This is a genomic window from Amycolatopsis sp. YIM 10 (assembly GCF_009429145.1).
GTDB lineage: Bacteria > Actinomycetota > Actinomycetes > Mycobacteriales > Pseudonocardiaceae > Amycolatopsis.
This window is the reverse complement of sequence record NZ_CP045480.1, coordinates 5,470,894-5,483,670: the sequence shown is the minus strand read 5'-3', so window position 1 is coordinate 5,483,670 and position 12,777 is coordinate 5,470,894. Positions and strand designations below refer to the sequence as shown.

At 72.1% G+C, this 12,777-nt stretch carries 11 protein-coding genes; 6 read left to right on the top strand and 5 right to left on the bottom strand.

Annotation, left to right across the window (positions count from 1 at the left end; all coding sequences use genetic code 11):
• Complete coding sequence (locus tag YIM_RS25995; protein WP_153032831.1) at positions 1–423, bottom strand: nuclear transport factor 2 family protein; 423 nt, start codon at positions 421–423, stop codon at positions 1–3.
• Positions 424–581: 158 nt separating this feature from the next.
• On the opposite strand from YIM_RS25995, the gene YIM_RS25990 reads away from it, so the two are divergent.
• From YIM_RS25990 to YIM_RS25980, 3 genes are all read left to right on the top strand, one after another.
• Positions 582–1,049 (top strand): (2Fe-2S)-binding protein, encoded by a 468-nt coding sequence (locus tag YIM_RS25990; RefSeq protein ID WP_153037251.1) that lies wholly within the window; start codon positions 582–584, stop codon positions 1,047–1,049.
• On the top strand, positions 1,046–3,100 hold the full coding sequence (locus tag YIM_RS25985; protein ID WP_153032830.1) for a xanthine dehydrogenase family protein molybdopterin-binding subunit: 2,055 nt from the start codon (positions 1,046–1,048) through the stop codon (positions 3,098–3,100). Before YIM_RS25990 ends, YIM_RS25985 begins: the two co-directional genes overlap by 4 nt.
• A 77-nt stretch (positions 3,101–3,177) precedes the next feature.
• Complete coding sequence (locus YIM_RS25980) at positions 3,178–3,879, top strand: DUF6882 domain-containing protein (protein ID WP_153032829.1); 702 nt, start codon at positions 3,178–3,180, stop codon at positions 3,877–3,879.
• Here YIM_RS25980 and YIM_RS25975 read toward each other — a convergent pair.
• Complete coding sequence (locus YIM_RS25975) at positions 3,824–5,917, bottom strand: MMPL family transporter (RefSeq protein ID WP_153032828.1); 2,094 nt, start codon at positions 5,915–5,917, stop codon at positions 3,824–3,826. The genes YIM_RS25980 and YIM_RS25975 overlap by 56 nt on opposite strands.
• A gap of 105 nt (positions 5,918–6,022) precedes the next feature.
• Here YIM_RS25975 and YIM_RS25970 point away from each other — a divergent pair, with 105 nt between their 5' ends.
• Both YIM_RS25970 and YIM_RS25965 read left to right on the top strand, forming a co-directional pair.
• Entirely contained in the window at positions 6,023–6,502 is a 480-nt protein-coding gene (locus YIM_RS25970; RefSeq protein ID WP_153032827.1) for a MarR family winged helix-turn-helix transcriptional regulator, read from the top strand.
• Positions 6,503–6,663: 161 nt separating this feature from the next.
• Positions 6,664–7,986, top strand: coding sequence for an MFS transporter (locus YIM_RS25965; RefSeq protein WP_153032826.1), 1,323 nt, complete (start codon positions 6,664–6,666; stop codon positions 7,984–7,986).
• Here the strand turns inward: YIM_RS25965 and YIM_RS25960 are convergent, their stop codons facing one another.
• Complete coding sequence (locus YIM_RS25960) at positions 7,987–8,904, bottom strand: hypothetical protein (protein ID WP_228004014.1); 918 nt, start codon at positions 8,902–8,904, stop codon at positions 7,987–7,989.
• A 3-nt stretch (positions 8,905–8,907) separates the two neighbouring features.
• The gene (locus YIM_RS25955; protein ID WP_153032825.1) at positions 8,908–9,444 is read right to left on the bottom strand and encodes a hypothetical protein; all 537 of its coding nucleotides are present in this window, start codon (positions 9,442–9,444) and stop codon (positions 8,908–8,910) included.
• Between the two features lie 159 nt (positions 9,445–9,603).
• On the opposite strand from YIM_RS25955, the gene YIM_RS25950 reads away from it, so the two are divergent.
• Positions 9,604–10,995, top strand: a complete 1,392-nt coding sequence (locus YIM_RS25950; RefSeq protein ID WP_153032824.1) for an FAD-binding oxidoreductase — start codon at positions 9,604–9,606, stop codon at positions 10,993–10,995.
• Here YIM_RS25950 and YIM_RS25945 read toward each other — a convergent pair.
• The gene (locus YIM_RS25945; protein WP_153032823.1) at positions 10,970–12,766 is read right to left on the bottom strand and encodes a GAF domain-containing protein; all 1,797 of its coding nucleotides are present in this window, start codon (positions 12,764–12,766) and stop codon (positions 10,970–10,972) included. The two genes, YIM_RS25950 and YIM_RS25945, sit on opposite strands and share 26 nt — an antisense overlap.
• Between the last annotated feature and the right edge of the window lie 11 nt (positions 12,767–12,777).

The following is a 12,777-nucleotide window of genomic DNA, read 5'->3' as shown; positions in this document are numbered from 1 at the left end:
CTACGGTGCCTCGCCGAAGACCTGGCGATGCCCGCGAGCGGTGTCCATGTACTCGCGGACGCGGTGGATGAGGCCGTCCCGGAGCTCGAAGACGAAGCAGTAGTCGTTCTCGTAGTGGTTGCCGTTGGCCAGCGTCGCCGTCATGGTCTCCTCCACCACCACCCGGTCGCCGTCGGCGTGGAACCCGTGGAAGGTGACGGTGACGTCGCTGACGAAAAAGCGCGGGAAGTCCACGGCCAGGAACTGCACGATCGCCGCCCGGCCGACCAGGTGGTGAGGACCGCCCAGCGCGACGGCCGTGGCGTTGCCAGGGGGCGCCAGCCACTCGGCGTCTTCGGTGAAGACGGCGGCGATCTGGTCGGCGTCGTGGGTGGCGAAGGTCTTCCAGGCGTGCCGGACGAGCTCGCGGTTCCGCGGAGACATGGTCGAGACCTTAGAGCATGGGAGGAGCACGCGGCTGGCGGAATCGCGACCTCACCGTGGTGGCCCCGGCGTGCGACCGAAAGGCCGATTGTTCGGCCGTTCGGTCGGTGCGATGCTGGCGGGACCGCTCCCACCACGTCTCGGAGGCGCCAGTGCCGGTGTATCGACTGCGGATCAACGGGACCGAGCGGGAGGTCGAGGCGGCGGCGGACACCCCGCTGCTGTGGGTGCTGCGCGACCAGCTCGGCCTGACCGGGCCGAAGTACGGCTGCGGTGTCGGTGCCTGCGGCGCCTGTGTGTCCTTAGTGGACGATCAGGCGGCCAGGATGTGCGTGCTGCCGGTCGGCGAGCTGGCCGGGCGCGCGGTGACCACCGTCGAGGGCCTGTCCGAGCACGGCGACCACCCGGTGCAGCGGGCCTGGGTCGACGGCGACGTGGCGCAGTGCGGGTACTGCCAGGCCGGGCAGATCATGAGCACCGTGGCGCTGCTGCGCGCCCGCCCCGAACCGTCCGATTCGGACATCGACGAAGCCTTGCGGGACAACGTGTGCCGCTGCGGAACCTATCCGCGCATCCGCAAGGCGGTCCACGCCGCCGCGGAGCTGGCGCGGGAGGAGGGGCGATGACGCTCAGCAGACGCGGTTTCCTGACCGCCGCCGGTACCACGGCGTTGCTGGTCGCCATTCCCGTCCCGATGGCGGGAGCCGCCGAGAAGGGCGCGGACGAGTTCGAGCCCAACGTGTTCGTGCGCATCGGCGCGGACGGCCGGATCGAGGTGACCGTACCGCGCCCGGACACCGGCCAGGGCGTGCGAACGGTCGCCCTGCTGCTCGTCGCCGAGGAGCTTTCCGTTGTCCCGCAGCAGATCGAAGTCCGGCAGGCGCCGGGGGACACAGCGCGCTACGGCTCCCAGATGATCGCCGGTTCGCAGTCGGCGCACCTGATGATGGAACCGCTGCGCACGGCCGGCGCGACCGCGCGCTGCCTGCTCGTCGAGGCGGCGGCCCGGCGCTGGCAGGTACCGGTGGCGCGGTGCCGCGCGCGCGACGGCTACGTCGAGCACGACCAGCACGGCCGCCTCGCCTACGCGGAACTGGTCGCGGAGGCAGCCGCGATCGACCCGGCGACCGTGCCGGTCACCCTCATCCCGCAAGCCGAATGGCGGTTCCTCGGCAAGGAAGCGACGAGGATCGACGCCGCCGACATCGTGACCGGCCGGGCGCGGTTCGGCATCGACGTGCGCGAGCCGGGCACCCAGTTCGCCGTGGTGCGCCGGGCGGACTGGCTCGGCGCGACCGTGGCCACCGTGGACGACACCGCCGCGCGAGCCGTGCCCGGCGTGCTCGAGGTGATCCGGCTCGACCCGGCGGAAGGGACGCAGGGCGGCGTGGCCGTGATCGCCGATTCGACCGCCGCCGCGCTCGCCGGGCGCGCCGCGCTGACGGTCGGCTGGACCGGCGGCACCCCGCAGGCGGACAGCCGGGCGTGGCTGGCCGACCTCGCGTCCGCGGTCCCCGCGCCGCCGACGCCACCCGGGCCGGTCGGGCTCGACCTGACCTACCGGCTGCCGTTGCTGGCGCACGCCCCGATGGAACCGCTCAACGCCACCGCGCACCTCCCCGGCGACGGCACGCTCACCATCCACGCGCCGACGCAGGATCCCGGCGGCCTCCGCGACCAGCTGGCGCAGATCCTCAAGCTCGACCGGGCCGCGGTCACCGTGCACGCGACGCTGTCCGGTGGTGCGTTCGGCCGCCGCTTCGAACTGGACTTCGTGCTCGAAGCGGTCGCCTGCTCGCGCGTCACCGGGAAGCCGGTGAAACTGCTGTGGACGCGTGACGACGACACCCGGCACGATTCGTACCGGCCGATGTCGGTGCACCGGCTCACCGCGGTGCTCGCCCGTGACGGAGTGCCGCGCTGGCGCTCCCACGAGGTCGCGACCTGGCCGCTGACCACCGCGCCGTTCTTCGGCAAACCGGAACTGGTGCTGCTCAGCGGGGATCACTTTCCCTACCGCGTGCCGGGGAAACCGTCGGTGGTGCTGCGGCCGTCGCCGTTGCGCACCGGGTTCTGGCGGTCGGTCTACGCCGGTCAGTTCGTCTTCGCCGAGGAGTGCTTTCTCTCCGCCGCCGGGCTGCGGGCCGGACTGGACCAGATCGAGCTGCGCCGCCGGTTGCTGCCGGAGGATTCCCGCGTGCGGCGGGTGCTCGACGCGGCCGCGGCGAAGGCTCCGCCGCCCGCCGGGGTGTCGCGCGGGGTCGCCTGCCACCTCGACTACGGCTCGGCCATCGCGGTGCTCGCCGACGTCCGCGACCACGACGGCACGCCGGTGGTCAGCCGGGTGACCGCGGCCGTGGACGTCGGGATCGCGCTGCACCCGTCCGGGGTGCGTGCTCAGGTCGAGGGCGGGATCCTCGACGCGGTGTCCACTGTGTTCGGTGCGCAGATCACCGTGCGGGAGGGCCGGGTGGTGCAGTCCTCGTTCCGCGACTACGCCTGGGCGAGGATCGACCGGGCGCCGGAGATCGACGTGGTCATCGTCGACTCCGGGGAAGCGGTGGGCGGGCTGGGCGAACTCGCCTACCCGCCGGCGTCCGCGGCGATGGCGTCCGCGGTGGCGGCACTGACCGGCGTGCCGGTGGCCGGGATGCCGGTCACCGCGGAGACGGGCTGAGTGCAGCCGAGCCCGTCCGGTTTCGAGTTTCGCCAAAACGGCATGGCGGCGGGCGCCGGATCAGTACGCTCCCCGCCATGCCCACGTTTCTCGAGTTGCAGGACGACGCCGCCCTGCTGTCCTTCGAACACCAGTTGCACCTGTCCGAACGCGTCGGCGAGCACTCCTGGCGGGTGGATCTCGCCCAGCCGCTGTTCGAGTTCTCCGGGGAGAACCCGCTCGTCTGCGAACGGGTCCACCTGCTCGGCAGCGCCGCGCCCGGCCCCGGTTCGTGGCTGTGGGCGTGGGCGAACCCGTTCGGCTACCGGCCCGAAGTTCTCGGAATCGCCTTGGCGGCCAAGGAGTTCGGCGAGCGCCACGGCATTCCCGAACTCGCCGAGGCGGAGATCCCGTTCGACGCGCTGCCGGGTTCGCCGACCGAACCGGCACAGGTCGCGTCGCTGATGATGGAGGCGGCCAAGGTCGCGACCGGGCGCTGGTCCGGTTACCAGGGCCCGGTCGGCGGCGGCACCAGGGCCGGATTCCTGGTGGAGCACCCGGAACTGAGCCTGCCGCCCGCGACCTCCGCCCGCACCATGCGGGTGCTCCAGCAGGGCGTGATGGAGCTGACCCTGCACGACCACCGCCGCGCTTTCGGTTCCTACGCGGTGAACCGCGGCCTCGAGGTGACCGAGGACGGTCCGATGTGGATCAGCGGACCGGACTTCCGGATCGCCGTGGAGTTCAACGAGCAGAACCTGATGACGAAGATGTCGGCGACGCTGGGCGCTTCGAGCTGACCGGCTCGATCCGCGCCGGCCACCAGATCCGGCCGCCGAGATCGGTGGCCAGCGCGGGCACCAGCAGCGAGCGCACGATCAGCGTGTCCAGCAGCACGCCGAAGGCCACGATGAAGGCGATCTGCGCGAGGAACAGGATCGGCAGCACGGCCAGCGCGGAGAAGGTGGCCGCGAGCACCACGCCCGCCGAGGTGATCACACCACCGGTCAGGGTGAGACCGCGCAGCGTGCCCTCCCTCGTGCCGACTCGCCTGGCTTCCTCCCGGACGCGGGTCATCAGGAAGATGTTGTAGTCGATTCCCAGTGCCACCAGGAAAACGAAGCCGAACAGCGGGACCACCGGGTCGGCGCCGGGGAAGTCGAGCAGGTGGTTGAACACCAGTGTCGAAATTCCCATGGTGGTGGCGAACGAGAGCACCACGGTGGCGATCAGCAGCAGCGGGGCGAGCAGTGAGCGCAACAGCAGCGCGAGCACCAGGAAGATCATCACCAGCACGATCGGGATGATCAGCAGCCGGTCGTGCGCCGAGGTCCGCTGGGTGTCGAGCTGGGTCGCGGTCGGGCCGCCGACCTTGGCGTCCGCGCCGCCGACCGCGTGCACCGCGGTGCGCAGGCGGTCGACGGTGGCGGTCGCGGCCTCGGAGTCGGGCGGATCGGTGAGCGTGGCTTCGATCCTGGTCAGCGCGCCCGCCGGTTCGGCCCGGAGCGCGGACACGCCTTCGACGCGGGCGGCGGCTTCGACCGCGGGAGCCTGCGCGGTGTTCGCGATGATCACCGTGGGGGAGCCGGTGCCGCCGGGGAAGTGCCGTGAGAGCACTTCCTGGCCCGCCACCGAGTCCACCGGGGTGAGGAAAACGTCGGACTGCGCGGTGCCGGAAGCCTTGAGCTGTGGCAGGAACGCGGCGCCGCCGAGCAGGACCAGCACGGTCACGATCCAGATGACGCGGGGAGCGCGGGAGATCCAGCCCGCGACCCGGCCCCACAGCTTCCCCGAGTCGTGGGGTGAGCCGTAGGCGGGGCGGAACGGCCAGAACGAGGTGCGCCCGCACAGCGCGAGCACCGCGGGCAGGAAGGTGATCGTGGTCAGCAGCGCGGCGCCGATGCCGATCGCGGCGACCGGGCCCAGTCCCTTGTTGGAGTTGAGATCGCTGAACAGCAGGCACAGCACGCCGAGAATCACCGTGCCCGCGGACGCGGTGATCGGCTCGATGGTGGCGCGCCAGGCCGAGCGAAGCGCGGTGCGCGCGTCGGCGGTGTCGCGCAGTTCCTCCCGGTAGCGCGAAACCAGCAGCAGCGCGTAGTCCGTGGCGGCGCCGAACACCAGGATGAACAGGATGCCCTGGCTCTGGCCGTTGAGCGCGAGCACGTTGTGGTCGGCGAGCAGGTACACGGTCAGGCTCGCCAGCCCCAGTGCGAACACCGCGGACAGCAGCACCAGGAACGGCAGGAGCGGACTGCGGTAGACGATCACCAGGATCACCGCCACCACCGCACCGGCCACGAGCAGGAGGAGCCCGTCGATGCCGCCGAACGCCTCGCCGAGGTCGGCCGCCTGCGCGGCCGGGCCGGTGACCAGCACAGTCAGCCCGTCCGGCGCGCCCCGGCCGACCGCGTCCCGCAGCGCGGCGACGCCGTCGGCCGGATCGGTCCCGGCCTCGATCGGCACCACCACGCGGGCCGCCTGGTTGTCCTGTGGCGCCGGGATCAGCGGCGACGCACCGGCGAAACCGCGGGTCCGCTCGGTGGCGAACTGCCGGTCGGCGTCGGTCAGGCCGCTCGTCCGCTCGAGCACCACGATCGCCGGAATCGCCTGTGTGCCACCGAGTTGGCGCTGTAGTTCGCTGACCTCGGTCGCTTCGGCCGAGGCGGGCAGGAAGGCGGCGGAGTCGTTCTCGGCGACCTCGGCGAGCTTGCCCGCGTACGGGCCGCTCACCGCGCCGAACACGAGCCAGGCGAGCACCAGGAGGGCGGGGAGCAACCAGCGCAGGCGCCTGGGTGGTGAGGCCGTGGCGGGTTCGTGCGCGGGACCGGCGATCATGGAACGATGTCCTTCGGCTGAGGTGTTTCGGCGGGCGGATATTTCGATGACCGAAAGACTAGGGTGGCGCCCCGGCGGCGGCAACTCGGGGAGGGGACGGCCGGTATGAGCGACGCGGCTGACCAGGAGCGGATCGGTGATGAGGTGCTGGTCACCCTGGTCCGGCAGCTGACCGTGGAGTCCGACCGGTTCGCGGAGATGTTCGGCGAGGCGCACGGGCTGCACCGCACCGATCTGAACGCGCTCGCGGTGATCATGGACGCGGCCCGGCGCGGGGCGCCGATGAGCCCGAGCCGGCTGGCCGGGGCGCTGCACCTGAGCGCGTCGGCCACCACCTCGGTGCTCGACCGGCTGGAGCGGGCCGGTCACCTGCACCGGGATCGCAGCGCCACCGACCGCCGCAAGGTCGAACTGCGGATGCACGAGCAGGCCAGGGAAATCGGCTCGGCCTTCTTCCTGCCGCTGGGCGAACGGCTCTCCGAGGCGTGGCGGGAACTCGACGACAACGAACGCCGGACGATCGCGCGGTTCCTCACGCTGACCATCGAAGCGACGACGGAAGTCCGTGGCAGGCTGACCGAATGACGCGGCCGGACCGGGCGCGGCGGCCGCGCCGATCGAGTCCGAAGTGGACCACTGCCTCGGGCAACCGGCGCTCCTGGCGGGGGCACCTTGTCAGCGAGGCGTCCGTCCGTAATAGTCCGTAGGCCCGGGTTCGACCGGCCCCACCGGACAACGGAGTTCTCATGGCACAACCCACGGCATCCGCCGCGCGGCCGAAGCGGTCGCGCGAGGAGAAGAAGGTGCTGGCCAGCACCCTGGCCGGGACCACCATCGAGTGGTACGACTTCTTCATCTACGCCCAGGCCGCCAGCCTGGTGCTCGGCCCGTTGTTCCTGGCGCCGGTGAACAAGTCGGCACCGGGGCTGGCCACGGTCATCTCACTGGCGACCATCGGCATCAGCTTCCTGTTCCGGCCGCTCGGCGCGATCATCGCCGGCCGCTACGGCGACAAGCTCGGCCGCAAGAAGATGCTGGTGCTGACCCTGGTGCTGATGGGCGCGGCGACCGCGCTGATCGGCGCGCTGCCCACCTACGGCGACATCGGCGTGGCCGCGCCGATCGCGTTGATCGTGCTGCGCGTCGTGCAGGGCTTCTCGGCGGGCGGCGAGTGGGGCGGTGCCGCGCTGATGGCGGTCGAGCACGCGCCGGAGCACCGTCGCGGGCTGTTCGGCGCCTATCCGCAGGTGGGCGTGCCGATCGGGCTGATCCTGGCCACCGGGGTGCTGTGGATCATGACCACGCTGACCACCCCGGCGCAGTTCCAGTCGTGGGGCTGGCGGGTGCCGTTCCTGTTCTCCGTGGTGCTGATCGTGCTCGGTTACGCGATCCGCCGCGCGGTCGAGGAGAGCCCGGTCTTCCAGGAAATGCTCCAGCGCCGCAAGGAATCCTCGGCGCCGCTGCGTGATCTGTTCAAGCGCAACACCAAGCAGGTGGTGCTGACCGCGCTGATCTTCATCGCCAACAACGCCGCGGGTTACCTGGTGATCGCCTACTTCATCGCCTACGGCACCGGCACGCTGAAGCTGTCGCGGCCCTCGGTGCTGCTGGCGATCGTGGTCGGCTCGGTCGGCTGGCTGATCTTCACCCTCTACGGTGGCGCGCTGTCGGACCGGATCGGCCGCGTCCGCACCTTCCAACTCGGCTACGGCCTGGTTTTTGTCTGGATGATCCCGCTGTTCCTGCTCATCGACACGCGCAACATCTGGCTCTTCGGCGCCGCGATCTTCGTGCTGACCATCGGGCTCGGGTTGTCCTACGGCCCGATGTCGGCGATGTACGCGGAGATGTTCCCGACCGCCGTGCGGTACTCCGGGGTGTCGATCGGTTACGCGCTCGGCGCGATCCTCGGTGGCGCGTTCGCACCGACCATCGCCGAACTGCTCGTGCAGAACACCGGCTGGGCGCCCTCGGTCGGCATCTACATCATGGTGCTGTGCGTGATCTCCTTCGCCGCGGTCACCGCGGTCAAGGAGACCAAGGGCACCGACCTGCGGGTGGCCGCCTGATCAGCAGGCCGGAGCCGGTACGGCCTTCGGCGGCGCGAAGTCGAGGCGGAGCTTGTCCGAGCGCGGCACCACGAAGGCGGTGCCGCGCGACCGCCGCCAGTCCGCCGGGAGGAACACGTACTGGCCACCGGACTGCAGGAGCAGCTTGAGCCCGGTGTACCGGAACTTGTAGGCGCTGTCGGGCTGCGCGCAGAGGTCCTCGCGCACCCCGTCGGCGGCCAGGTTCAGGCTCTGCGCGCTGTAGAGCGTGGCGGCCGGTTGCGTCGGCAACGCGACGGCCGTTTCGTAGGCCGCGCGAAGGCTGGTGGCCCGCGCGTAGTCGCTGACCGCCCAGAACAGCCCGAAAGCCACCAGCGTGTAGGCGGAAACCCATTCGGCGACCGACATCCGCGACCGGCGGTGCCCGGTGGACGCGCCCAGCCGGTGCCACGCGACCGCCAGCAGGACCACACCGAGCGCGAGGCCGAGCCCGGGCAAACCGGCGAACCCGGAGAACAGCGCCGGTTCGATGGCCACCGGTGCGGTCAGTCCGATGAGGACGAACCCGCACCCGCCGGCGACCGGCGTGGTCACCCGGAGCAGCCATTGCCACCGCGGCGCGGACAGGCGGTGCCGCAGCGTCCGGATCAGGCCCAGCACCAGGAATCCCGCGCCGGCCGCGCCCGCGATCGGCAGCAGCAGCCCGTTGACCCCGCGGCCGAAGATCTCGTCCGCGGTCTGGCCGAGCAGGGTGTAGTGCACCCGGAAGTAGGCGAAGAACTCCTGGGTGCGCAGCAGGCCGTAGAAGTAGAGCAACGCGGTCAGCAGGGTGACGTTCGCGGCCACGGACGCGAGCACCCTGGCCGCGCGGCCGGTGCCCGGCTCCCCGGCCGGGGCGGGTGGCCTCGGCCGGAGCCGGTGGTGGCGCGGGGCGGCCACGGCTCAGCCCGTTCCGGATTCCGAACTGGGCTCCGGGGGTTCGACCGGCTTGGACTTCGCGGGCTTCCCGGGTTTCTCGGATTTTTCGGACGGGTTGTCGGACGGCTCCTCGGACGGCACCTCGCCGTCGAGACAGGCCCTGGCCAGCACGGTGATCCGGCCACCGGCCCGCACCGGACGCGGGGTCACCGATTCGGTGCATTTGCCGGAACCGGCGATCACCACCTTGACCCCGCAGAGCTTCGGCCCGCACTTGTCGGCGAGCTGACCCTCCATGTCGGCCTTGACTTCCTTCGGGCTGCGGCCGCCGCCGGTGCGCGTGTTGTCGTAGTCGATCGGGCCGCCCGGGATGTCCGGCGGTTCGTCGGTCACCTCGGGCTCGGTCCCGCCGCCGGGCGGGTCCGGTGCCTGCTCGCCGGTGGTTTCCACCTCGCCGGGCACCCCGGGCGACTCCCGGTCGACGGCCGGGTCGGGACCGCCGCAGGCCACCAGTGCCAGGCAGGCCGCCGCGATCATGCTGGTTCTTCGAATCCTCTTCATCGCACTCACCCCTCACCAGAGATGACGGCCAAGCGGAGCAGTCTGATACACCAGACGCACGAACGGAGCAACCGGGTGGAGGGGATGTCCATGGCCGGTCGCGGACGGTGGCGGGTTCCTCCATTGGACTGAGCCGCCGGCCCGTGCGAAGTTGGCCGGGTGCGTGCTCTGGTGGACGATCTGCGACGAGACCTGCCCGCCGACCGGCTGGTGCTCGACCCCGACCTGATCAGCGGGTTCGTGCACGACGAGGCCGAGTGGGCACCACACGGCACGCCCTGCCTGGTGGTCCGGCCGCGAACCTCGGACGAGGTGCGGACCGTGGTGCTGGCCTGCGTGCGGCACCGGGTCCCGCTCGTCCCGCGTGGCGCCGGGACCGGCTTGTCCGGCGGGGCCAACGCGATCGACGGCGCCGTGGTGGTGAGCACCGCGCTGATGACGGAGATCCGGGAGATCGATCCGGTGGAACGCCTCGCCGTGGTGCAGCCGGGCGTGGTCAACGACGACCTGCGGGCCGCCTGCGCCGAGCAGGGCCTGTGGTACCCACCAGACCCGGCGAGCGCGCCGTGGTCGACCATCGGCGGCAACGTGGCGACGAACGCCGGCGGCATCTGCTGCGCCAAGTACGGCGTCACCCGCGACTACGTGCTGGCCGTCGAAGTGGTCACCGGCACCGGTGAGCTGGTCCGGCTGGGCAGGCGCACGGCCAAGGGCGTGGCCGGTTACGACCTGGTCGGGCTGATGGTCGGCTCGGAGGGCACGCTCGGCGTGGTCACCGAGGTGACCGTGCGGTTGCGCCCCCAGCGCGAACCCGAGCACACCGTGGCCGGGTACTTCTCGTCCATTGTGGACGCCGGGAGGGCGGTGACCGCGGTCGGCGCGGCCGGGCTGACCCCGTCCGCGCTGGAGCTGATCGACCGGCACTGCCTGGCCGCGGTGGACGAGTGGAAGAACATGGGGCTGTCCGCGGACGCCGACGTGGTGCTGCTCGGCCGCACCGACGCGCCGGGCGCGGCGGGGGAGCGCGAGGTCGAGGCGATGCTGGCGTGCTTCGAGCGGGCCGGGGCGACCTGGGCCGCTCGCTCCACCGACCAGGAGGAGGCCGACGCCCTGTTCGCCGCGCGGCGGCTCGCCTATCCCGCGCTGGAGCGGCTGGGCCCGGTGCTCACCGAGGACGTGTGCGTGCCGCGTGCGGCGGTGCCGGAAATGCTGGCGCGCATCGAGAAGACGGCCGCCGAGCTGGACACGCTGATCGCCAACATCGCGCACGCCGGTGACGGGAACCTGCACCCGCTGCTGATCACCCCGCCCGGCGACGAGGACGCCCGCCGCCGCGCGCAGGCCGCGTTCGAGCGGATCATCGCCGACGCCATCGACCTCGGCGGCACGGTCACCGGCGAGCACGGCGTCGGCCTGCTCAAGCGCGACGGCCTCAGTGCCGAGCTGAGTCCGGCCGTGCTGGACCTGCACCGGGCGGTCAAGGACGCGCTCGACCCGCACGGCATCCTCAATCCCGGCAAGGTGTTCACTCGCGCGCCCGGAGCGCGCTGAGCACGTCGTCCAGCCGCAGTGCGAGCTGGACTTCCAGCGCTCGCTCCGGTTCGCGCCAGCCGGGGCCGAGCAGTCCGTCGATGCGTTCGAGCCGCTGGTACAGGGTGTTCGGGTGGATGTGCAGGAGTTCGCAGGTCCGCGCGTGGTGCCGTGACTGCTCCAGATAGGTCCGCAGCGTGGTGGCCAGATCGCGCTTCCGGTCGCGGTCGTGCTCCAGCAGCGGGCCGACCGCGTCGTTGATGAACACCAGCAGTTCGTCGCGGCCCGCCTGGCCGAACAGCGAGCGGTAGAGGCCGAGTTCGGCGGCCCGCGCGCAGTCGCGGGTGCGGCCGAGCGCCAGCAGCACGGTGGCGGTCTGGCGGGCGGATTCGTGGGCCGTGCGGATCGCGTGCACCCCGCCGGAGCAGGGCGCTATCCCGACCGCGCAGGACAGGTCGAAGCGGCGGATCCGGTCGGCGGCCCGTTCGGCGGTGATTCCCGGCAGCAGCGCGACGACGTGCCCGCTGTGCTCGGCCGACCAGCCGCCGAACTCCGCGGCGACGCGCCCGGCCAGCGAGCTCGCCTGCCGCGGGTCGGCGTCACCGGGATCGAAGACCGCGACCACCCGTACGCCCGCGACGCCGATGCCCGCGCGGCGGGCCCGGCGCCGGAGCCCGGCTTCGTCGGCGCCGGGGGAGAGCAGCGCGCTGACGAACTCACCGCGGGTGCGCAACTCCGCTTCCGCGCGCGACTGCTCGGAGGTGATCACCACGGCCACCGAGGTCGCGCCGAGGCCGAGCAGGCGGGGTGCGTCGGGATCCCGTGCGGCGGCGCCGGAAGCGATGAGGCAACCGGCGTACCCGCTGCCCAGCACCACCGGCGCCAGCACCGCGTCATCGAGCCGCGTGACGGCGCGGGGCTCACCCACCGGCTCGGCGGAACCCGGTGCACCGGCGAGCACTTCGTGGTCCGCGCCGAAGATGGCGACCGGTCTGCCCAGCGCCCGCGTCAGCTCGTCGGCGATCTCGGGGTACCCGCCACCTTCGATCACCGCGGCGGTGAGCCGTTCTCGCAGCTCGTCGGCCCGCCGCAGGGTCGCGTTGGCGGAGCTGAGTTCCTCGAACAACCCGGCGTTGTGCAGCGCGACCGCCGCGTGCGACGCGAGCGCGGCGAGCAGCTCGACCTCACCGCCGTGGAACGACCTCGGCCGCCGGTCGGCCGCCAGCAGCACCCCGATGGGCTGGTCACCGCGGATCAGCGGGACCCCGAGAATGCCGCCGAGCTGCTCGCTCCCGGCGGCCGCGTCGACCGAGGGCAGGTGCTCGATGCGGGAGTCGCGCAGGTAGTCCTCGCTCCACATCGGCTCGCCGGTCCGCACCACCCGGCCGCCGAGACCGGTGCCTGCCGCCAGTTCGATGCCGCGCAGCACCGAGCCCATGGACCCGTCGACCACCTCGATCCGCAGCCCGCCGTCGTCCTGCCGGAGCATCAGGTACGCGACGTCGACGCCGAGCAGCCGCCGCGCCTGTGCGGCCACCTCGCTGAGCACCCCGCCGGAGTCACGCAGCGTGGTCAGGCGGCGGGCGAGGTCGTTGAGCACGGTCAGCTCGGCCGCGTGCCGCTGCCGGGCGTCGAGCCGCCGCCGGATGGCGAAGGCGCGGTCGGCCGCCAGCGTCAGCTGGTCGCGGCGGGCACCGCTCGCCCCGGCCAGCTGCTCGCGGCGGAAGTCCTCGAGTTCGGCGCCCGGCCGCTCGTCGGCGAGCAGGCGCAGCCATGAGTCGGTCTCGGACATCCCTCCATCAT